At 58.4% G+C, this 19,472-nt stretch carries 21 protein-coding genes and 1 other RNA gene; 13 read left to right on the forward strand and 9 right to left on the reverse strand.

Going from position 1 to position 19,472, the window contains the following annotated elements:
• Positions 1-22: 22 nt before the first annotated feature.
• Positions 23-778, reverse strand: coding sequence for a TorF family putative porin (locus tag ACYQ0G_RS13145; protein ID WP_460103388.1), 756 nt, complete (start codon positions 776-778; stop codon positions 23-25).
• Positions 779-1,048: 270 nt separating this feature from the next.
• Here ACYQ0G_RS13145 and ACYQ0G_RS13150 point away from each other — a divergent pair, with 270 nt between their 5' ends.
• Genes ACYQ0G_RS13150 through ACYQ0G_RS13160 form a run of 3 tightly spaced genes read left to right on the forward strand, consistent with a single transcriptional unit; the run spans position 1,049 to position 3,712 of the window.
• On the forward strand, positions 1,049-1,849 hold the full coding sequence (locus ACYQ0G_RS13150; RefSeq protein ID WP_460103391.1) for a metallophosphoesterase: 801 nt from the start codon (positions 1,049-1,051) through the stop codon (positions 1,847-1,849).
• Positions 1,850-1,851: 2 nt separating this feature from the next.
• Positions 1,852-3,162, forward strand: coding sequence for a UDP-glucose dehydrogenase family protein (locus ACYQ0G_RS13155; protein WP_460103393.1), 1,311 nt, complete (start codon positions 1,852-1,854; stop codon positions 3,160-3,162).
• 55 nt (positions 3,163-3,217) lie between these two features.
• Positions 3,218-3,712 carry a hypothetical protein gene (locus tag ACYQ0G_RS13160; protein WP_460103395.1) on the forward strand — a complete coding sequence of 165 codons (495 nt, stop codon included), beginning with the start codon at positions 3,218-3,220 and terminating at the stop codon, positions 3,710-3,712.
• Here the strand turns inward: ACYQ0G_RS13160 and ACYQ0G_RS13165 are convergent.
• Together ACYQ0G_RS13165 and rnpB are read right to left on the reverse strand one after the other, a co-directional pair.
• Positions 3,697-4,479 carry a hypothetical protein gene (locus ACYQ0G_RS13165; RefSeq protein ID WP_460103398.1) on the reverse strand — a complete coding sequence of 261 codons (783 nt, stop codon included), beginning with the start codon at positions 4,477-4,479 and terminating at the stop codon, positions 3,697-3,699. The two genes, ACYQ0G_RS13160 and ACYQ0G_RS13165, sit on opposite strands and share 16 nt — an antisense overlap.
• Positions 4,480-4,538: 59 nt before the next feature.
• Positions 4,539-4,966, reverse strand: an RNA gene (gene rnpB, locus ACYQ0G_RS13170) — RNase P RNA component class A.
• A gap of 423 nt (positions 4,967-5,389) precedes the next feature.
• Here rnpB and ACYQ0G_RS13175 point away from each other — a divergent pair.
• The gene (locus tag ACYQ0G_RS13175; RefSeq protein WP_460103400.1) at positions 5,390-6,037 is read left to right on the forward strand and encodes an imm11 family protein; all 648 of its coding nucleotides are present in this window, start codon (positions 5,390-5,392) and stop codon (positions 6,035-6,037) included.
• A gap of 99 nt (positions 6,038-6,136) precedes the next feature.
• On the forward strand, positions 6,137-6,787 hold the full coding sequence (locus ACYQ0G_RS13180; protein WP_460103401.1) for an imm11 family protein: 651 nt from the start codon (positions 6,137-6,139) through the stop codon (positions 6,785-6,787).
• Positions 6,788-6,896: 109 nt separating this feature from the next.
• On the opposite strand, the gene ACYQ0G_RS13185 is transcribed toward ACYQ0G_RS13180, so the two are convergent.
• Positions 6,897-7,613 (reverse strand): imm11 family protein, encoded by a 717-nt coding sequence (locus ACYQ0G_RS13185; protein ID WP_460103404.1) that lies wholly within the window; start codon positions 7,611-7,613, stop codon positions 6,897-6,899.
• Between the two features lie 856 nt (positions 7,614-8,469).
• Here ACYQ0G_RS13185 and ACYQ0G_RS13190 point away from each other — a divergent pair.
• From ACYQ0G_RS13190 to ACYQ0G_RS13205, 4 genes are all read left to right on the forward strand, one after another.
• Positions 8,470-8,973, forward strand: a complete 504-nt coding sequence (locus ACYQ0G_RS13190) for a DUF4262 domain-containing protein (protein WP_460103406.1) — start codon at positions 8,470-8,472, stop codon at positions 8,971-8,973.
• 241 nt (positions 8,974-9,214) lie between these two features.
• Positions 9,215-10,642, forward strand: a complete 1,428-nt coding sequence (locus tag ACYQ0G_RS13195) for a serine hydrolase domain-containing protein (RefSeq protein ID WP_460103408.1) — start codon at positions 9,215-9,217, stop codon at positions 10,640-10,642.
• Between the two features lie 113 nt (positions 10,643-10,755).
• The gene (locus ACYQ0G_RS13200; RefSeq protein ID WP_460103410.1) at positions 10,756-10,983 is read left to right on the forward strand and encodes a hypothetical protein; all 228 of its coding nucleotides are present in this window, start codon (positions 10,756-10,758) and stop codon (positions 10,981-10,983) included.
• 238 nt (positions 10,984-11,221) lie between these two features.
• The gene (locus tag ACYQ0G_RS13205; protein WP_460103413.1) at positions 11,222-12,499 is read left to right on the forward strand and encodes a gluzincin family metallopeptidase; all 1,278 of its coding nucleotides are present in this window, start codon (positions 11,222-11,224) and stop codon (positions 12,497-12,499) included.
• A gap of 70 nt (positions 12,500-12,569) precedes the next feature.
• Here the strand turns inward: ACYQ0G_RS13205 and ACYQ0G_RS13210 are convergent, their stop codons facing one another.
• From ACYQ0G_RS13210 to ACYQ0G_RS13220, 3 genes are read right to left on the reverse strand one after another with little or no spacing between them, the layout of a single operon-like run.
• Positions 12,570-13,319 carry an N-acetylmuramoyl-L-alanine amidase gene (locus ACYQ0G_RS13210; protein WP_460103415.1) on the reverse strand — a complete coding sequence of 250 codons (750 nt, stop codon included), beginning with the start codon at positions 13,317-13,319 and terminating at the stop codon, positions 12,570-12,572.
• Positions 13,316-13,975, reverse strand: coding sequence for a histidine phosphotransferase family protein (locus ACYQ0G_RS13215; protein ID WP_460103417.1), 660 nt, complete (start codon positions 13,973-13,975; stop codon positions 13,316-13,318). The genes ACYQ0G_RS13210 and ACYQ0G_RS13215 overlap by 4 nt, the downstream gene beginning before the upstream one ends.
• A gap of 34 nt (positions 13,976-14,009) precedes the next feature.
• Entirely contained in the window at positions 14,010-14,405 is a 396-nt protein-coding gene (locus ACYQ0G_RS13220) for a M67 family metallopeptidase (RefSeq protein ID WP_460103418.1), read from the reverse strand.
• Positions 14,406-14,421: 16 nt separating this feature from the next.
• Here ACYQ0G_RS13220 and ACYQ0G_RS13225 point away from each other — a divergent pair, with 16 nt between their 5' ends.
• Positions 14,422-15,366 carry an RluA family pseudouridine synthase gene (locus tag ACYQ0G_RS13225; protein WP_460103420.1) on the forward strand — a complete coding sequence of 315 codons (945 nt, stop codon included), beginning with the start codon at positions 14,422-14,424 and terminating at the stop codon, positions 15,364-15,366.
• Positions 15,367-15,489: 123 nt separating this feature from the next.
• Positions 15,490-16,395 carry an RNA polymerase sigma factor RpoH gene (gene rpoH, locus ACYQ0G_RS13230; protein WP_460103423.1) on the forward strand — a complete coding sequence of 302 codons (906 nt, stop codon included), beginning with the start codon at positions 15,490-15,492 and terminating at the stop codon, positions 16,393-16,395.
• A gap of 78 nt (positions 16,396-16,473) precedes the next feature.
• On the opposite strand, the gene ACYQ0G_RS13235 is transcribed toward rpoH, so the two are convergent.
• Complete coding sequence (locus tag ACYQ0G_RS13235; protein WP_460103425.1) at positions 16,474-17,217, reverse strand: SDR family oxidoreductase; 744 nt, start codon at positions 17,215-17,217, stop codon at positions 16,474-16,476.
• 102 nt (positions 17,218-17,319) lie between these two features.
• On the opposite strand from ACYQ0G_RS13235, the gene ACYQ0G_RS13240 reads away from it, so the two are divergent.
• Positions 17,320-17,700: a winged helix-turn-helix transcriptional regulator gene (locus ACYQ0G_RS13240; protein ID WP_460103427.1), complete on the forward strand. Its 381-nt coding sequence runs from the start codon at positions 17,320-17,322 to the stop codon at positions 17,698-17,700.
• Positions 17,701-17,814: 114 nt separating this feature from the next.
• On the opposite strand, the gene ACYQ0G_RS13245 is transcribed toward ACYQ0G_RS13240, so the two are convergent.
• Complete coding sequence (locus tag ACYQ0G_RS13245; protein WP_460103760.1) at positions 17,815-18,558, reverse strand: SDR family oxidoreductase; 744 nt, start codon at positions 18,556-18,558, stop codon at positions 17,815-17,817.
• A 104-nt stretch (positions 18,559-18,662) separates the two neighbouring features.
• Here ACYQ0G_RS13245 and mtgA point away from each other — a divergent pair, with 104 nt between their 5' ends.
• Positions 18,663-19,331 (forward strand): monofunctional biosynthetic peptidoglycan transglycosylase, encoded by a 669-nt coding sequence (gene mtgA, locus ACYQ0G_RS13250; protein WP_460103429.1) that lies wholly within the window; start codon positions 18,663-18,665, stop codon positions 19,329-19,331.
• Positions 19,332-19,472 lie beyond the last annotated feature (141 nt).

Raw genomic sequence — 19,472 nt, forward strand, 5'->3', positions numbered from 1 at the left:
CCCCGCTCAATTAATCTAAACGTCAGAAGCTTGCGGAAATCGTACCTACGATCGCGTCATCGGTCAGACCGTCGATGGACGGACCTTCAACTCCGATGTAGGCGATACCCACTTCCAGTATCCCATGTGATACGCTTGCCCCGATTGACCAATCGAGACCTGTTTCATCGGTTGCCCCAGCCAGAATCGGCGGCGCGAGAACTCCATCAGTATAGCCGAGGTGCGCAGAGAGCGACACCGGCGTGGAAGGCAATGAATAGCCAAGATCGGTATAGATATAGAGGTTGTCATCGCCGCCTAACGAATCCTGCTCGAAAGCATAGGCCGCGCCGACAGTGGCTTCGGCACCCCCGAGGTTGAAGCCGACCGAAGCATAAGGCTCCCAATAATCCGTATCGAGGCCCAGTTCTTCAGTGGGATAGACGTAATACAGCACACCTACGTCGAGAGCGACGCCCTCCGATACATCGCCCGACCAGCCACCGTAGATGTCGAATTCCATCTCACCGTAGCTGTCGCCGCCGTCGATGGACGATGCCCATGTACCGACATAAAAACCGCTTTCATGGGCGACATCGACACCGCCTTGAATGGCAGGGTCTCCCCCAGACAAAGACACGCCGCGAAAGCGGTAGTCGGTCGTCAGCGCCACATTGGCGGAAACAGTAACACCGTTATCATCTGCAGTTTCCTGCGCATGGGCCATCGATGGTACCGCAAGGCTCGTCACCATTGCAGCAAGAGAGACGGCAAATTTGCCGTGAAAGGACGTTAGCATTCTCGAACTCCTATTGGTTCGTTAGGGTGCTTCGTCCCACCTGCGCTTTCGACGGGTCCATATTTTAATACCGGCTCCTCGGTCGAAATCGCAATAATCGTGCCTCAATTGCCAAAAATACGCAAGAACCGCTCTTGAATGAAACCCTTTGGTATCAAAAAGCGTGTCTATTGTGCAACTGCGGTTCGTTGATGCCCCGGTTCCTCTCTTGCTGGTTTTGCTGCGCTACTCTAAGCGCTCGCTTCTCCTCTCCTCTGCAAAATCATCGTCATGTTCGATTCCATTCGTCGCATCTTTTCCAGTGGTCCTTCCGCTCGCCGGGTTGCACGCGTTCCAGAAGGCGAGCGTTGGTACGTCATCGGCGACATTCATGGCCGGCTTGACCTTTTCAAAGAGTTGAAGGCGGCGATCGATGCGGACGATGCGACCCGCCCCAGCGCGAAGACAACCATTGTATTATTAGGCGATCTTATGGATCGCGGACCGGATAGTGCCGGAGTGATCGCGCTCGCGCGCAAATGGGGTGAGGAACGTAATGTCCGGTACGTGTCGGGTAATCATGAGGAAATGTTTCTCGACAGCTTCAAAGATCGAGAAGTACTCCGCCATTTCCTGAAACACGGGGGACGCGAGACTGTTTTGAGTTATGGCATCAGTCTGGATGACTATCGGCGGATGGATCTTTCGCAGATGAAGGAGGCCATAAACCGGCAGGTGCCTATGGCTGACCGGGAGTTTGTGGAGAGCTTCGAAGATCTGATTATCGTTGGTGACTATGTGCTGGTGCATGCAGGCCTTAATCCGAAGCATCCTGTCGAAGAGCAGAAACAATCTGATCTCCGCTGGATCCGTGATCGCTTTCTCAAGCATCCTGAGCCATTCAGCCATGTCGTGATCCACGGCCATACGATTTTTGAGGAAGTGGAAGACACTGAACACCGGGTCGGTATCGATACTGGAGCATTCCGCACCGGGCGCCTTACCGCGCTAATGCTGGAAGGCGACCGACGTCGCATTATACAGTCGGTTGCCAGTGAAGATGGCACGATCAATATCGAAAAGGTGGACTGATTATGAAGATCGCGATGGTCGGCTCGGGTTACGTTGGCTTGGTCTCGGGCGCCTGCTTTGCCGATTTCGGGCACGAAGTTGTCTGCATCGACAAGGACCAATCCAAGATCGATCGCCTTCATGATGGCATCATGCCAATCTATGAACCGGGCCTCGCAGAGTTGGTAGGTACAAACGTTCAGGCCGGACGCCTCAGCTTTACCACCAGCCTTGTCGAAGGCATCCGCGGTGCGGACGCGATCTTCATCGCTGTTGGAACGCCTAGCCGCCGCGGTGATGGGCATGCCGATCTCTCTTTCGTATATGCTGTAGCCGAAGAGATCGGGGCTAATCTGGCCAATGATGCGGTTGTGGTGACCAAATCCACCGTTCCGGTCGGCACAGGCGATGAAGTAGAACGGATTCTCAAAGACAGTGGCACCAGCCACCGTATCTCTGTTGTGTCAAATCCTGAGTTCCTGCGGGAAGGCGCAGCAATAGGCGACTTCAAGCACCCGGACCGTATTGTGATCGGAGCGGAAGACGAATTCGGGCGGGACGTCATGCGCGAAATCTATCGCCCGCTGTTTCTCAATGAGTCCCCGATCCTGTTTACCGGTCGTCGGACCAGTGAACTGATCAAATATGCGGCCAATGCGTTTCTGGCTACCAAGATCACCTTCATCAATGAGATGGCGGATCTTTGCGAAAAAGTCGGCGCCGATGTGCAAGACGTTTCCCGCGGCATCGGTATGGACAATCGCATTGGACCGAAGTTCCTTCATGCTGGTCCAGGCTACGGGGGATCATGTTTTCCCAAAGACACTCTGGCCCTCCTAAAGACGGCGGAAGATTACGACAGCCCAACCCGCATCGTTGAGGCCGTGGTCAAGGTCAACGACGCTCGCAAACGAGCGATGGGGCGCAAGGTGCTCGACGCCATTGGAGGCATTGAGCAAGCGCGGGGCAAGAAGGTCGCAATGCTTGGTCTGACTTTCAAACCCAACACTGACGACATGCGCGATTCGCCCGCCATTGCCGTGGCACAGACACTCACCGATGCAGGCGTCGAGGTTGCAGCCTACGATCCCGAAGGCATGGAACTGGCCAAGCCGCTCATGCCGGAGGTGACCATGGTCGACGATCCTTACGTCGCGATTGAGGGAGCGGACGCTGTCGCGATCGTCACCGAGTGGGACGCTTTTCGCGCCCTTGATTTCGACCGCATCAAGGGTCTCGCCAACGCTCCTATCCTGATCGATCTGCGTAATATCTATCGTCCAGAGGACATGCGCGGGCTCGGCTTTGAATATCTGAGTATCGGGCGTGCCTGATTTCACCGCTCGTGCATTCAGGCACGAGCAACCGCATCATGTGAAAGACACTGCGATGAGTCTCGACGAATCCGAAGGACTGGATAATCCGATCGCGAAATGGACCGTGATCGTCACCATGACTGCTCTGGTCCTCATGCTCGCGATCGCCAGCTGGCTGGCCTTTTCGGTCAAGCTGGATACCGTCACCGAGGTCAGCGAGAAGAGCGGACAGATACATATCCGGGGGAGCGAAACCAAGTTCGTCGGCTATGCGAAAGGCACCTATTCGGGCCACGAGGTCCTGATCGAAGGCCTCCCCAGCACCGAGCAGTTGCAGGAGCTTCCCCTTGCCTGGCGGGCGCTGTGCGTCGTGCGTGACGATCCGCGTACCGACTGGAGCGAGTCCAATCCGATGCTGAAAGTCCATCTGCACTCGGACGAGATGAACGAAGCGTGCCGGCCCTTCGAAGGGCTGGAGATCGAAGGGTCGCCGCCGGTACCGGCAACCAACCCTCCGCCCAGCCTTCCCAAGGTGATCAGCGAGGAAATCGGTCAGCCGAACCAGTGATAGCGGTTCCGCCGCTTACCCAATCCGATAGCTGCCGCGATCAGCACCAACAGGCCGGATAGAGCGGCAGCGATGGCGATCGCCTGGTGCGACTGTCCGCCGCGCAGGAAGATCGCCAGCAGCGCCCAGCCAAAGACCAGCGCGTACCAGGGGTTGCCCCGGCTGCGCAGGACGGCAAGGCTAGCAATCACGCCCCCCACCAGAACCACGCCTGCTGCGATCATGGGGTGGGCGCTGCCGCCCCCGACCCCGTGATAGACCAGCGAGGCGGCGATATTCACGATGCTGGCGGCAGTCAGCCATGCCGCCAACGCGCTGAACGTCACCGCCACGATGATCCGCTCGGCACGTGAGAACGGCCGTTCGAAGTGGACCAGCGCGCGCAGGATCTGCAGCAGCGCGCCCAGCGACACCAAGATGATGATCGCGCTGACGAAGGTCAGGTTCGCGAACTGGGTATAGACCGCCCACACACCCTGCAGCGCGAGCGCCACCACGGACGCCCAGCCGATTTTGTCCAGCAGCACATTGTCCCGCTGCGCCGGGAACGCCTGCCAGATCGCATAGACCGCGCTGCCGAAGAACAGCGGCCCCCAGATCGCAAAAGCCCAGCCCGCCGGCGTGATCAGCGTTCGCACGCTGTCCGAGCGATCGCCGATGGATTCGCCCAGCCCAAGCTGTGGCAGGAAGGTCGCGCCGATCTGGACGATGACGGCAAGGACGATCGCAAGCCGCTGGATCGCGCTGCGGTGAAGATGCTGGTTCATGCCGCGCTCAACCGCCAGAGCGGCGAACCGGTTCCGCCATGCGGGCCGATATGCAGCGAAATGCCAGGGGGCCTGTAAGCCGGGTTCTGTTCCGCACGCGGTATGCCCAATGCAAGCAGAGGGACACCAGCCGCACGGCGGCAGCCATTCGTCTGGGCCATGGATTGCTCCATGGCTCGAGCAGCCAACCCGGGTGGTCGCCGTTTGCACGAGGGGCGAAACACCCCTGCCCTCTTGCGAGAGCGCGCCACCCCTATTCGGCCTTGCTCCGGGTGGGGTTTACCATGCGGGCCGCGTTGCCGAAGCCCCGGTGCGCTCTTACCGCACCCTTTCACCCTTGCCTGATCCCGCGAACGGGCCATCGGCGGTATGCTCTCTGTGGCACTTTCCCTATGGTTGCCCACGGCGGGCGTTACCCGCCACCCTTGTTTCGTGGAGCCCGGACTTTCCTCGCGACACGAAGTCACGCGGCTGCCCGGCCCCCTGGCACGCCAAGCGATAGAAGCCTTGGCCCTCCTCGCCAAGCAAAACCCGCCCTGCGTTACATCAACAGGGGTATTTGCAAAAACTCTGCCTACCGGCTTTATGTTTGATAAACAGCCGCCTGTTGCGGATTTTGGTGTTTGCGCTGTCAACTTCCACTTCCCGCCAGATATGATCGCTCCAGGTCCCCGACCGGCCCTAACGCCGCCACGCTTTTAAGCGCAGCGCCCATCACGCCAGCTAAGCAAGACGGTCCCGTGTAGGAAAGCACTCATTAAACACCCCCAGCTATATTCCCTCACACGCTCGTATCGCCCACCGACATTGCCGGCGGCGATAACAATGAGCGCACAGTATGATTGTGCAGCCGGTTTTGCCTTCGGCTGCCTCAGCCCTTTACTGTGGTTGATTGCTTGGGATGCGGGTCATGAAAGTTTACACAGTAGGTACAAAGCCCGTCGGTGGTCATTATCCAAGGGTGGATTGGGGAGAGGATGTTTTTCCGACGCCGCCTATGCTGGACGACAATTTCGACGATGGCCTGCCGAATGCCAATGGCCAGAAAGGCGGTGTACGCGTTTATGGAGGTGCGCTTCCTAAGGTGGTGCGCTGGGACGAAGCGGCCGACAATCCCCCGCCTGATTTCGACAATATGCCGACGATGAATGTGTCGGAACGCGCCAAGCGGGTGATCGAGTCCGTCGAGCCGGGCGTGCATCAGTTTTTCCCGGTCGAATATATCGACCGGCAGGACCAGCCGATCGAGACTCGATACTGGTTCTATATCTGCAATCGGCGGGACACCATTCACCCGACGAAAAGCAATATGCTGCTGAATAAGTGGGGGGAATACATTCCACCGATCGACGCAGTTCGCCGGAAACTCGAAATTCCACCCCATGTCGACACCAAGTCACCAGGAAAAATCGTAATCGACAGTTCGAAAATCGGTTCAGAACACATGTGGTGTGAACCACGCGCCGAAGGCGCACGCCTCATGTCGGAAGCGATGTGGCAGGCCATGCAGATTGCTGGCCTGACCGGCATGCAGCCCAAAGAGATCGAGACCGTCTGATGAGTTGCAACGACGGATCAAACAATACGATTGTGCAGCCGGTTTTGTCGTCGGCTGCCTCAACCCTTTTCTGCGGTTGATTGCTTGGGGGTGCGGGTCATGAAAGTTTACACAGTCGATGCAGAGCCGGTCGGCGGTCATTATCCGAGGGTGGATTGGGGCGAGGATGTTTTTCCTACCCCGCCCACGCTGGACAACAATTTCGACGACGGTCTTCCAAATACCAGCGGCCCGAAATCCGGTATGCCGCTTTATGGCGGCGCGCTTCCCAAGGTGGTGCGGTGGGACGAACCTGCCGACAATCCGCCACCCGATTTCGACGGTATGCCGACGATGAATGTGTCGGAACGCGCAAAGCAGGTAATCGAATCAATCGAGCCGAATACGCATCAGTTCTTTCCGGTTGAATATATTGATCGTCAGGACCAGCCAATCGAGATGCGATATTGGTTCTATATCTGCAATCGCCGGAACACCATTCACCCGACAAAGAGCAATATGGCGCTGAATCCTATGGGTACATTCAGCCCAGCGAGAGATATGCGAGAGATGGGGTGGGACTTACCGCCGCACGTTGATCCAAAACTTCCGCCCAAGACGCGGCTTGATTCTTCCAAACTTGGTGATGCTCACATGTGGCGAGAGGCGCGTTCTGGCAGTGGAATGCGCCTCATGTCGGAAGCGATGTGGGAAGCTATTCAGGCTGCCGGGCTAAATGGGTTGCGACCTAGTCAGATGGAAACCGTCTGACGGGGTTCAGTGACAGCACCTTTAAAACCGCCGATGGCTGAGCATGAAGGTCTTCGGGGTTTAATTTGATATTACGGCCCTTGGCCCTCCCGGCAACGTCTTCGGGAAATCAGCCATGAGCCGGACCTCCCGCTGCGGCACCGACGGATTCGCGAGGCACAGCATCGAACCCGGCAAAGCTCTGCCCAAGCGCCGCTTGCGCGAAGGCATCCGAGCAAAGCCCGTTTGCAAACGTCAGCAAATGCGGGTCGTGCCAGATATGATGATGACCCACCTGCCGGTTGTTGAAGACTAGCTTGCTATCCGGGTAACGGATCATCTTCGAGGTCTTAGGATCGAACTCGCTGTCGACCCAGTAGCCTTCATCCGGCTCATCCGCCGGAGCCTTCCAAACAAAGGTCGTATGCTCGCGATCGATGCTGTCGACCCGTTGGCAGATGATGAACCAGTAATAGGTCGCCACAGCCGGACCGTCGGGTGTCCGGCAGATTTCGACCGGCACGAACTGATGCACGCCCGGCTCGAACTGCTGGACCAGGTCGCGAAAGCGCGGTGAAACCATGAAGCCGGGCAGGAACTCGTCGAGATCGTCCGAGGCCCACAGATATCGTTTGGGGAGGGTCTCCGGCTTCAGCGGATAGCCCTGCTCGCGCGTGACGACATTATCCTTCTTGGCGCGCCAATGAACCGCATCGGGATCGGCGTACTCCAGCCTCGCATCAGCCTCGACGTTGGAAAGCCCGATCGGTCCGGAATCCGGCGCGTAGTCGCGGGTTTCCTTGTGGTACATGAACCAGACCATCACATTATCTCCATCGCCACGCATAATGGCCGTCCTGTCAACGCGCGCTCCTCGCTACTCGCTGCCTCCGTTCAGCAGCACGTTTTCCGGCGCGGCGCCGATCACGCCAGATAAGCTAGATGGTCCCGTGTACGAAAGCACTAAACGGCCGGTCGGTCAGAGCACGGGAGAGCCCTCACACACCTTCTTAAGGCGCTGAGGGATGGAGGTGCGCTCAAGCCGCAAGCGCCAGCCGCGTTATTTGCGCTTGTGCTGATAAGCGCTACGGTCCCCTGTCTCAGCTTGTTTTCCCGCCATGCAGAGGGGTTCGATGCGCGATTACCGGATTATGCCATGGTTTGTTCTTGGTGGAGCGGTTCTGGCCCTTGCCGCCTGTTCGAAAGCCGACAGTCGGATAGGTTTCGAAAAGCTCGACGACTGCCGTGACCGGCTTCCGACGGTACCCGGAAATATCTCCCCTCAGTCACCCGCTTGGCAGCCCGGTTGGCCCCGGTTTTCACGTTCGACATAACAGGGATGGATCGAGCAGCGCTGTCCGAACTCGCAAGGGATACCGGCGCCCGCGTGTTTGACATGTCCAGGCCCATTCCATCTCCAGAAGACATGCAGGAAGACACGCTTATCTATTGGCAGGGCGAAACTGCCTACCTTCGCTTACGCGACAGACCGGTTTCCATCCTCAATGCGACAGCAGCAGGTTGTACACTGCAACGCCCTGGGATGCGACTTGTCGGCTGGGTAATGAACCCATCGCCAAATGCCTCCGACACGCAAAATATTGATCGAATTCCTGAACAGGCAGTGGGAGTTTTGGGGGATGGCAGCTAACGACCCATTCCAGTCATTGCGAAACGCGGTGTTTGCGTTCAGATCCCCAGATATGAAAACAGCGCTCGAGCTTCACGAAACTGAACTTGACTCTGCCGATCGCGACTTCCTTGCACAAATCCGTGAGCATGGTTGGTTCAGCACACGCGTTTTTGATCCAGAAAAACAAGAACCTGATTTCACCTACTCAACCGGTCTCTTCCATAGCCTAGGCCATCCAGAAATCATTGTGTTCTCATTGCCAAAGCAGGTATCCCATGAGATTTTATGGGATCTTTACCGCGACATTCGCAAGGCCAATCTTCCGAAACCAGCCACACAGCTCTCGGGTATATTCGGGGACTATCAGGCTGTGCTCCTTCCTGTTTCAAAAGACTTCTACGCCGAGCATCTTGGTTGGAGTCGGTGGTTTTACCGCGGTGATAATTTCCCCTGCCTGCAGCTCATTTGGCCGGACCGTGCGGGGGTCTTTCCGTGGCAGCCGGGCTTCGATCCAGCATTCGCAGGCGATCAGCCCGATTTAACAGATGGCAGTTGGACTGGCCTTGCAGTCTGACGGCAGAAATCCACCCCAATCGCCGACTTTTCCGGTCGCGAATACTGCATACCAACCGGACCGACCGCTAATTCTGTAACAGGATAAAAAGAGGCCGTCTGCAAACGACCCGATTGCAGACATCAAGCGTCGGGCTTGCACTGCAGGGGGAAGTTGCGTGTAATTGGGCTGAAACCTAACCCGTTTGCCTGAGATGTTTCTCTTCGCAAACGACTGACTTCAACTCGGAGGGGCATCGAGCATGAAAAGGGGATGGAAGCTAGCAGTTCTAGCGCTTCTGGCCTCGATCGGTTCAGCGAGTGCGGCAAGCTCGCAGACAGATGCTTTCATAGAGGGCGAGCTATCACGAAGTGCGGCGCCGGGTCTGGCCTATGCGCAAGTGGAAAACGGAGAGATCACCGCGGAGGGGTTTGGCGAGCGGATCCAAGGAAGCGCTGAGAGCGTGACCTCGAATACGGCTTTCCCAATCGGTTCGGTCACCAAGAGCTTTACAGCGCTTGCCATTATGCAACTGGTAGAAGCCGAAAAGCTGACGCTGGAAGACCGTGTTTCGCAGCACTTGCCCGGTTTTTCCGACAGTTCGGCGCGTGGTGTGACGGTGCGCCAGCTTCTCAATCATACCAGCGGGTACTCGACCGTCCAAGGTAACAGCCGAATGGGTGATGCCGAAGCTTCGCAGCTTGGACTTGGCAAATATGCGGAGCAGCTTGGGCAAGTTGGCCCTGTAAACGCGCCAGGTGTTGTCTGGGAATATTCCAACGCGAACTATCAGATTTTGGGAGCGGTGATCGAGCAGGCAAGCGGCCAAAGATACGCAGACTACATCGACCGACGGATCTTCAAACCTATCGGTATGAGAAATAGCTCGGTGCTCATCGAATCTTACCCTGCTGATATGGTGACCGGGCATCGCCCTTGGTTTGGCAGTGTCCGCGCTTATGATGGCGATGAGGGGTACTCGATCAACGCACCGGCTGGCGGGATCGTGGCGAGCGCTGAAGACATGGGACGCTATCTTGCCATGTGGCTTAATGATGAAGACGATGTCGTTTTGGCCAGTACCAAGGCCAAGATGATGACAGCCTGTGGTCCTGCCTCACCCTCCTATGGACTCGGGTGGTCGATCGATAATGAGAGCGGATCTGTCTACCACACAGGACTGGTTCCCGGAGCTGAAGCGCTCATCTCCATCAAGCCCGCCGAAAAGAAGGGTGTCGTGGTCTTGGTGAACGCCAATGGCGGTTTGGGTTTTGCCGATATCTGGTATCTTATCGGTGGTGTTCAAGCGCGAGCCTTGGGCGAGCCCCATGACGATGATGGTTCTCGATGGGGGCCAAAAATTGCCTATCTCTCGATTGTAATCCTGCCACCTTTGTTTCTGCTGTTTGCAATCGTCTCCTGGAGGAGAAGATCATCCTTGGTCGCCAAAACCGAGAGCATGAGCGGGAAGCTCAGCCTTTGGCTCCCATTGTTCGCGATGCTTGCACTGGCATGGTTTGTGATCTGGCCGCTACCGAGGATATTCGGCGGCACGATCGCGACCCTTCAACTATATCAGCCTGACTTCGCGTGGTGCTTGATCGCTACGGCGATACTCGCACCCATTTGGGCATTGCTTCGTTTGGCATTGGCATATTCAGATAGCAGAGGCCCTGCCCATAGGGGGTGAGATTCCCGGAGATTGTTTGTCGGCTTCCCACCTCATATAAGCGGCCTGTCAGCTAACGACGCGATTGCGGAGATGAAATTACCCGGCCAAGCAAGGTCCATCGGGAGATCGAAATGGTAGATACTGAAGGTCGGCGCGTGATTGCTAAAGCGGCGTGGCTGCGGTGGTTCATGCTTTGGATGGCCATCATCCTAGTACTCGGCGTCGCCAGCATCTGGTTCGACTTCATCGCAATCATGGGTGTTTTGCTATCGGCACTGGCTGTTGTCCTACTCTACCAGAGGTTCATCAAAAAGCGTTCGTGGCGATCAATCATGTGGGGAGTTCACGCACGTGGGTAATGACCACTTCGCATCCAATTGCAGACTTTCCCGGCTATTTGCGTAGCGGATGAACGCAGGACGGCTCCTGACCAAAACGGGTTAACAGTGGTCGGGCTATAAACGAGAACACCGTTCGCGGTTCGAAGGCCTTGTGTCGTTCGCCGGAATTGGACAATCTGAGACCCGTGGCTCGTCGCAATTCGGGAAGTACGAAAAATTGGCTCCATTCGTCCGAATTTTTTCTGCTGCGAGCGCGATGATCGTTGGCAGTTTGCTGTCGACCCCAGCAGGCGCATCTTGCGATAGCGATGGTGACTTTCCCAACATCTACGACCTCGATGCGAGTTTTTCACCGGCATCCGGTGAGCTGTCGGTCAGGGGGAAAATGGTCCTCGTCGCCGATGCCGAGACCGCGTCAGTTGAATTGCTGCTCAATAAAGCGATGCATCTCGAACGCTTTGCAGCGACTGGCAAGCCAGTCAAAATGGCGGTGGAAGATGACATCGAAATCGCGGGGCAGCCCTTGCCTCGAACCCGCCGCATCACTCTGACACCCGCCGAGCCCTTCAACGCCGGAGAAAAGCTTGAAATCGACCTGCAATACCGCGGACGGCTGACTAACGATGATATCGAACTTGGCAGGGGAGCCGTCTCAACGGACTGGACCGAACTGACTTTCGAATCCGTCTGGTATCCAATTTGGCTCGCTGAACCGCTTGTCTGCTCGACAGTCGATCTGGTTCTTCCGGAAGGGTTCGACGCTATCGGTCCGGGGACCACCACTCAGATCGGTCCAAACAGATGGCATCTTGCGCCCGGCGCGCCCGTCCTTGGACGGATTACCTTCGCCGCATCCAACAGCTGGACCATAGAGCGACGACAATTCGGATCACTCTCCGTAGCACTCTACAGCGCAGTTCCCGAGCCGCGTGCGCCTCAGATATTCGGCACCGTCGAAGGCACTTACGCCTACTATCAGGACCTCTTCGGCGCACCGGACGGATCGGACAAATCGATCACCCTGCTTCTTCCGAATGGGGAAGTCGCACTCAAGCAGGCCAACCAGTCTTATTCGACCAATGGCGATTTCATCGCGATGGATCAGTCCGATCCCATCGTCCAGCTCGATGCGCTAAATCATGAGGTCGCTCATTTGTGGTGGTCTTCCGGGAGGTCAGGAACGCCGGACGAATTCTTGTCGGAGTCAGTCAGCGAGTATCTAGCCATGCGGCGAGGGGGTCAGATATGGGGAGATGACTGGCTTCGCCAGCGACGCGCGTCTTCCGCCAACCGTTCGGTAGCAATCCCAAGCTCGCTTCGACAAATCGACGGCCCGGGGGGCGACCGGCAGGGCCTCCTTTACGACAGGGGCCCCACGGCGCTCTGGGCGCTTCACGATCGGATCGGAGAAACTGCTGTCGACGATATCCTTCGCTCGGTCCGAAGCTCGCATATCGATACGCTCGAAGGTTTTCTAAACGAGGTCGAGCGTGAACATCCTGCCCCCGCTCGGGTGTTGAGCGAGGAACTCTAGTGATCGCTGTGGTGGTACTCAGAACTCAAGATGACGGTCGGCAACCCACCCATTAGCCGACGTTTCTACCCTATCGCGTATGCCCCCGGTCGCGGTCGAGCAGCAGCTGGAATAAAATCGCGCGTACTTCGCCGTCGATTTCGCCGTTGATCTTTTCCGGGCGCCAGCGGCGCTGGAAGGCTTCTACCGCCTTGTGCCCATCGGTGATGTCATAGCCATAGCGTTCGAGCGCGAGGTAGAAGGAGGCGTCGTTGTCGAAGGGATCGCCGCGCTCCAGCTTGGTGGGGCGCGGGAGGCAGAGGCCGTATTCGGCCAGCCGGTCCCATGGAAACAGTTCGCCCGGATCGATCTTGCGGGCGGGCGCGACGTCCGAATGGCCGACCACGTTGGCGCGCGGGATGTCGTAACGCTTCACGATCCGCGCGACGAGCGGGACCAGCGCTTCGAACTGCGCATCGTTGAATTCGCGATAGCCATATTTGTGGCCCGGATGATCGAGCTCGATGCCGACGCTCACCGCGTTCACATCCTTGTGGCCGCGCCAATATGAAAGCCCTGCGTGCCAGGCGCGCTTTTCTTCGGGCACCAGCCGCACGACCTCGCCGTGTTCGCCGATCAGGTAATGGGCGGACACCTTAGCTTCGGGATCGCAGAGGCGTTCGATGGCGAAGCCCTTGTCCTGCATTTCGGTGTAATGGATCACCAGCATCGAGATGGGCGCGCCACGCTCGTCGTGGTTGGGCGAGAGCACCTCGCGGTCGACCAGCTCGTCCTTGCTGACGGGCAGGCCTTCGCCCAGTTTGCCGAAATCTGACTTCATCCGATCAGTCCTTCCGCTTCGGGAAGGATGGCGCCCAGCACCAGCGTTTCGTCGGTGCGGGCATATTGTACGCCGCCACCCGATTGCGCGGCGAGCAGATGGATCATGTGGGCCGCCGCCGTGCGGCTGGAAAGCTCCGACCGGTCGAGCGAGCCGTCGAGCGCCTTGCCGATCGTATCGTCGAAGGCGATCTTGGTGCCGGTGGCGCGGACCACGATCTCGCAATTGCCGCCGCGCACCTCGGCCCCGATATCGAGCGAGCCGCCGCGCACCAGCGCATCATTCGCGATCTGGGCAAAGTTCAGCAGCACCTTGACCGCGGGCTTGGCCAGATTGGCCGCCTCGACCGCCCAGTTGATCTCGACCTTGTCACGGTCGGACACCAGCGCCTCGATCAGCGCCTTGGGTTCGCCCACATCGACCCGGTCGCCGAAACCGCCGGCAGCCCCGAAAGCGAGGCGGAAGAACTTGAGCTTGTTGGTGGATGTCCTGGCGCTTTGTTCAAGCAGCGCGATCACGCTTTTGCGCATCTCGGGATCGTCTTCCATGGCCAGCAATTCGAGCCCGTTGTTGAGGGCGCCCACCGGGCTGAGCATATCGTGGCACAGGCGCGAGCAAAGCATTGCTGCAAGATCGATCGATTCTTGGTCGTTCATGGAATTCCAGTCGAAACGCGATTTATACGGTCTTCTAGCGAGGGCAGGCTTCATAGGGAAGCGCTGCGAATCGCGCATCCCCTTCGCGCCAGAAGGTGACGCGGCCTGCCGCGATTATCGCCCAGATGAGCCGCTGTCCGGTCGCCATGGCCTCGTCGGTCGCGGACGGGCGGGCAAGGCCATTGGGGTGGGAATGGTAATAGCCCAGAACTTGCGGCCCGCCGCCGCGCGCATTGCGGTGGGCGTCGACCAGCGCCTGCGGGTCGATTTCGAAATGGCTTTCGGGGCTTGCATGGACATTGGCCGCGGGCACGATGGCGGTGATGGTATCGCCCTCGCCCAGCAATATGCCGCAACATTCGCGCAGGTGCGCGCGCGCGGCTTCGGAGAGCATGGCATCGAGAATGGCGGTTGAGACTTCCAGCTTCATCGAGCATGGCCCTAGCATGTCCGCCTCCGAAATCCTCACCGGAACTCTCGACGCCCCCGGCCGCCTCGACAAGGCGCTGGCCGAGGCGACGGGGCTTTCGCGCGAGCGGGTGAAGGGGCTGATTGCCGGCGGAATGGTGTCGATCGGCGGCTCTCCCGCAAAATCCGGTTCGGCCAAGCTTTCCGGGGGCGAGGAGTATCGCATCACCCTGCCCCCGCCCGAACCGCTGGAGACGGTCGCGCAGGACATTCCGCTCGAGGTGGTGTTCGAGGACGAGCATCTGCTGGTGGTAAACAAGCCCGCGGGCATGGTGGTCCATCCCGCGGCAGGCAATCCGGACGGCACCCTCGTCAACGCGCTGCTCCATCATTGCAAGGGGCAGCTTTCAGGCATCAACGGTGTGGCCCGGCCCGGCATCGTCCACCGGATCGACAAGGATACGTCGGGCCTGTTGGTCGTCGCCAAGAGCGATGCGGCGCATGAGGGGCTGGCGAAACAGTTTGCCGACCATTCGATCACCCGCCGCTATCTGGCCGTGTGTGCGGGCCATCCTAATCCGCCCGCGGGAACGGTGTCTGGTCGGCTCGGCCGGTCGGACAAGGACCGCAAGAAGATGGCCGTGCTGCCGGACGACAGCAGCCGCGGCAAACATGCGGTTACCCATTTCGAGACGGTCCGCCGCCTCGACCATGCCGCGCTGATCGAATGCCGGCTGGAAACGGGGCGCACGCATCAGGTCCGCGTTCACTGTGCGTCAATCGGTCATCCGCTATTGGGAGACCCTGTCTATGGACGTACTCCCAAGCCGCTCCGCGCGACGCTTCAGCAGCTGCAATTCGCCCGCCAGGCGCTCCACGCAGCTCGCCTCGGATTCAAACATCCTATCAGCGGCGAAAGCTTGGATTTCTGCGCCGAACTGCCTGTCGATATGCGGGAACTCATCGATGAAATCGCTCGTTGAAATCGATGAAACGCGAGTGCAATTCCGGCTACGTCCTGCTATTAGTGAATCAGTGGCCCGAATGACCGGATGCCCATCAGGGGTCCGGCGAGAGAGGTCGACGGTAGAAAGGTCAGGGTTAAAGTGAGTAGTTCCAGAAGTTTGAGCGTTCCGGCGCTTGGTGGTGAGCAGAGCCTCAACCGCTATCTTTCCGAAATCAAGAAGTTCCCCGTGCTGACGCAAGAGCAGGAATACATGCTCGCGAAGCGCTATGAGGAACATGAGGACAGCGAAGCTGCGGCGCAGCTGGTGACCTCGCACCTGCGTCTCGTGGCGAAGATCGCCATGGGCTATCGCGGCTACGGCCTGCCCGTTTCGGATCTCATTTCCGAAGGCAATGTCGGTCTGATGCAGGGCGTCAAGAAATTCGAAGCCGATCGCGGCTTCCGTCTGGCCACCTATGCCATGTGGTGGATCAAGGCGAGCATCCAGGAATACATCCTGCGCAGCTGGTCGCTCGTGAAGATGGGTACCACCGCCGCACAGAAGAAGCTGTTCTTCAACCTTCGCCGGATGAAGAAGAACCTTGATGCCTATGAAGACACCGATCTTCATCCGGACGATGTGAACAAGATCGCAACCGATCTCGGCGTGCCCGAGCAGGAAGTGGTCAATATGAACCGCCGGATGATGATGGGCGGTGACGGTTCGCTCAACGTGCCGATGCGCAACGGCGAAGAAGGTTCGGGCGAATGGATGGACTGGCTGACCGACGACCGTCCGCTGCAGGATGAAACCGTTGCCGATGCCGAGGAAAAGGAAGTGCGCCACGACATGCTCCTGGAGGCGATGGACGCCTTGAACGAGCGTGAACAGCACATCCTCACCGAACGCCGCCTGACGGAAAACCCGCAGACGCTCGAAGAGCTGAGCCAGGTCTACAGCGTCAGCCGCGAACGCATTCGCCAGATCGAAGTGCGCGCGTTCGAGAAGCTGCAGAAGGCGATGAAGGCCATCGCCGGAGAAAAGCTTCTTCCCGGCGTCGCCTGAGGCGAAATCCGCTAATGACACGAAAAGGGGTGCATCCTTCACGGGATGCACCCCTTTCTCGTTAGGCTACGTGTTTGCTCAGAACTGCTTGGTCATCTCCAGCGCTTCGGCGAACCGGCCTTCCGCTTCCGCATTGCGCAGGAAGAGCACGTTGTCGGTAAGAACCTCCGCCGGTGTTTCTTCCCACTCGAAGCTCTGCATCGTCTCGTCGATAAACTGGTCCAGCGGCATGTAACCTTCACGCATGGACTGACCGGGTGTCAGTTCGGTCTGCACGGCAGGCGGCGCAATCTCGATGATTTCCACCTGTCCTTCCAGCTTGGCGCGGAGCGAGACGGTATAGCTATGCATCGCCGCCTTGGTTGCCGAATAGGTCGCCGTGCGGGGCATGGGCACGAAAGCGAGGCCGGAAGTCACGTTGACGATTGCAGCATCGTCCTGCGCCTTCAGATGGTCGATCAGGGCGTCGGTCAACCTGATCGGGCCGAGCAGATTGATGGCGATCGTCGTCTCCGCGTCGTCAAGATCACGCGCGCCGGTAATATCCTCGAACCGCATGATCCCGGCATTGTTGACCAGCACGTTGAGCGCCGGGTGCGCCGCCAATACCGCCTCGGCAAAGCGCGCGATGTCTGCCGTATCGGCCACATCGAGCACCATGGGATGGATATTGGCATGACCCGCCGCCGTTTCTGCAAGCGCGCTTTCGGTCCGCCCGGCCACGATCACGGTGTTGCCGAGATCGTGCCAGCGATGCGCCAGCTCGCGCCCGATGCCGCTGCCGCCGCCGGTAATAAGAATGGTGTTGCCACTGATTTTCATGATGTCTTTCCGTTTTGGTGTGTGGACAGACAGCGAGATAATCCAATACTATCCTTTAGAAAGAAGGCACTCGAAAGTGCTGTACTTACCCAGGAGTAAGAAATGGCGAATGCGCCGGTTACGAGCTATTCGGACGACGAAAAAATCGATTTGCTGGTCAATGAAACCATTGCGCGCGTAGCGGATAAATGGACATTCCTGCTGATTGAAGCGCTGGAGGATCGCGGCGCAAAGCGGTTCAGCCAGCTATCGCGCGAAGTGCCGGGTATCAGCCAGAAGATGCTGACCCAGACGCTGCGCCAGATGGAACGTGAAGGCCTGGTATCGCGCACGGTCTTTGCCGAAGTACCGCCCCGGGTGGAATATGCGCTGACCGATCTGGGTCACGATCTGGGCGAGGCGTTCTGCGGCGTTTGGCACTGGGCAGAACGCAATATCGAGCGGATCGAACAGGCCCGTAAGGATTTCGGCGCGCGCGGCTGAGGCCGGTTTCCCGTTTCGTGGTCTTATTCGAGGATATCCGGGACACCGGCGCAGGCGTCATGTCTATCGGCCATGGTGGCGCCCGCACCCGCGGCGCTGGCGCCACTCACATCTCTAACGCGAGGCGATCATGTCCAGCTTCTGATCGAAGCTGCCATCCTTTTCGGCGTGGCGGAGCGGCTTCACATTGTCGACGAGCACTTCTTCGGGCGTCGGGTCCTGCGCGAATTGCGCCATGCTCTCAGTGATGAAATCGTCGAGCGGCATATAGCCTTCCCGGTGGGATTGCCCGGGGGTCAGTTCGGTCTGGACGCCCGGCGGGGCCAGTTCGATCACTTCGACCTGACCGGCGAGCAATTTGCGCAGCGAGACAGTGTAGGAATGGATCGCCGCCTTAGTGGCCGAATAGGTCGCCGCCTTCGGCATGGGCACGAAGGCAAGCCCCGAAGTGACGTTGATAAGCACTGCATCGTCAGCCTGCCGCAGATGATCGATCAGGGCATTGGTCAGGCAGATCGGGCCCATGAGATTGATCGAGATGACTTTCTTTGCGTCGGACAGATCGCGCGCCTCGGTAATATCCTCGTAAGGCATGATCCCGGCATTGTTCATGAGCACGTTAAGCGCGGGAAAATCCTCGATCAGTTTCGCGGCAAAGCTCGCCACCTGGCCCGGATCCGAGACATCGAGCTGGCGAAAATGGATATTCTCGCGCCCCTTCGCCGTTTCCTCCAGATCGGACGCTGTCCGGCCCGCCACGATCACGGTGTTGCCGGCATCATGCCAACGCTGTGCATATTCACGCCCGATGCCGCTGCCGCCGCCGGTCACGAGAATGGTGTTGCCGCTATTCTTCATCATGCATTTCCTATCGGTTTCGAATGACAACGAAGAAACGCCCAATCGTGTCCGCCGATTTGTAGGAGTTGCGTGCGCGAGTTTGGCTGATTAACCGCAGGACCATGAAACGATTGCTTTTCTGGATTGTGAAACTGGCGTTTGGCCTGCTGGCGCTCAGCCTGGTGCTGGTCGTCCTGTTCAAATTCGTGCCCGTGCCCGTTACGGCGACCATGGTGATGGACGAACATGGCATCACCAAGGATTGGGAGCCTCTGGCCGATATCGACCGCAATATGGTTCGCGCCGTGATCGCTGCCGAGGATGGCAAGTTCTGCACGCATGACGGCTTCGACCGTGAGGCGATCGAGAAAGCGATGGAAAGCAACGCCAAGGGCGGGCGTATTCGTGGCGGCTCTACCATCAGCCAGCAGACCGCGAAGAACGTCTTCCTGTGGCAGGGTGGCGGATATTTCCGCAAAGGGCTGGAAGCCTATTTCACGCTGCTGATCGAGAAGATCTGGGGCAAGCGGCGCATCATGGAAGTCTATCTCAACGTCGCCGAAACGGGGATCGGCACCTATGGCGTAGAGGCCGGGGCGGAACGCTATTTCGGCAAGAGCGCGGCATCGCTTACCCCGCTGGAATCGGCGCGCATGTCGGCCGCCCTGCCCTTGCCCAAGGAAAGATCGGTCAAGAATCCGGGCGGGTGGCTGCGCGGCCACGGCAACACTATCTCCGCAAGGATCGGACAGGTCCGCCGCGATGGGCTGGATGCCTGCGTCTACGAATAGCCACCGGATATTTACCAATTCCCGGCTGCCTTATCATTGGCTTACGCATGACCATCAGTGGCGTGATATCGTATCAAGCTGATTTAACGCGGAATTTCCTTGAACGCCGACCTGTCTTTGCCGTAGTTCAGGCCAAGCTTC

This window comes from Qipengyuania triglochinis (genome assembly GCF_054655615.1).

Excerpts from the sequence above, each read along its gene's own strand:
- ACYQ0G_RS13145 (WP_460103388.1), bottom strand. The coding sequence starts at position 778 with ATGCTAACGTCCTTTCACGGCAAATTTGCCGTCTCTCTTGCTGCAATG.
- ACYQ0G_RS13150 (WP_460103391.1), top strand. The coding sequence starts at position 1,049 with ATGTTCGATTCCATTCGTCGCATCTTTTCCAGTGGTCCTTCCGCTCGC.
- ACYQ0G_RS13155 (WP_460103393.1), top strand. The coding sequence starts at position 1,852 with ATGAAGATCGCGATGGTCGGCTCGGGTTACGTTGGCTTGGTCTCGGGC.
- ACYQ0G_RS13160 (WP_460103395.1), top strand. The coding sequence starts at position 3,218 with ATGAGTCTCGACGAATCCGAAGGACTGGATAATCCGATCGCGAAATGG.
- ACYQ0G_RS13165 (WP_460103398.1), bottom strand. The coding sequence starts at position 4,479 with ATGAACCAGCATCTTCACCGCAGCGCGATCCAGCGGCTTGCGATCGTC.
- ACYQ0G_RS13175 (WP_460103400.1), top strand. The coding sequence starts at position 5,390 with ATGAAAGTTTACACAGTAGGTACAAAGCCCGTCGGTGGTCATTATCCA.
- ACYQ0G_RS13180 (WP_460103401.1), top strand. The coding sequence starts at position 6,137 with ATGAAAGTTTACACAGTCGATGCAGAGCCGGTCGGCGGTCATTATCCG.
- ACYQ0G_RS13185 (WP_460103404.1), bottom strand. The coding sequence starts at position 7,613 with ATGCGTGGCGATGGAGATAATGTGATGGTCTGGTTCATGTACCACAAG.
- ACYQ0G_RS13190 (WP_460103406.1), top strand. The coding sequence starts at position 8,470 with ATGAAAACAGCGCTCGAGCTTCACGAAACTGAACTTGACTCTGCCGAT.
- ACYQ0G_RS13195 (WP_460103408.1), top strand. The coding sequence starts at position 9,215 with ATGAAAAGGGGATGGAAGCTAGCAGTTCTAGCGCTTCTGGCCTCGATC.
- ACYQ0G_RS13200 (WP_460103410.1), top strand. The coding sequence starts at position 10,756 with ATGGTAGATACTGAAGGTCGGCGCGTGATTGCTAAAGCGGCGTGGCTG.
- ACYQ0G_RS13205 (WP_460103413.1), top strand. The coding sequence starts at position 11,222 with ATGATCGTTGGCAGTTTGCTGTCGACCCCAGCAGGCGCATCTTGCGAT.
- ACYQ0G_RS13210 (WP_460103415.1), bottom strand. The coding sequence starts at position 13,319 with ATGAAGTCAGATTTCGGCAAACTGGGCGAAGGCCTGCCCGTCAGCAAG.
- ACYQ0G_RS13215 (WP_460103417.1), bottom strand. The coding sequence starts at position 13,975 with ATGAACGACCAAGAATCGATCGATCTTGCAGCAATGCTTTGCTCGCGC.
- ACYQ0G_RS13220 (WP_460103418.1), bottom strand. The coding sequence starts at position 14,405 with ATGAAGCTGGAAGTCTCAACCGCCATTCTCGATGCCATGCTCTCCGAA.
- ACYQ0G_RS13225 (WP_460103420.1), top strand. The coding sequence starts at position 14,422 with ATGTCCGCCTCCGAAATCCTCACCGGAACTCTCGACGCCCCCGGCCGC.
- ACYQ0G_RS13235 (WP_460103425.1), bottom strand. The coding sequence starts at position 17,217 with ATGAAAATCAGTGGCAACACCATTCTTATTACCGGCGGCGGCAGCGGC.
- ACYQ0G_RS13240 (WP_460103427.1), top strand. The coding sequence starts at position 17,320 with ATGGCGAATGCGCCGGTTACGAGCTATTCGGACGACGAAAAAATCGAT.
- ACYQ0G_RS13245 (WP_460103760.1), bottom strand. The coding sequence starts at position 18,558 with ATGAAGAATAGCGGCAACACCATTCTCGTGACCGGCGGCGGCAGCGGC.
- mtgA (WP_460103429.1), top strand. The coding sequence starts at position 18,663 with ATGAAACGATTGCTTTTCTGGATTGTGAAACTGGCGTTTGGCCTGCTG.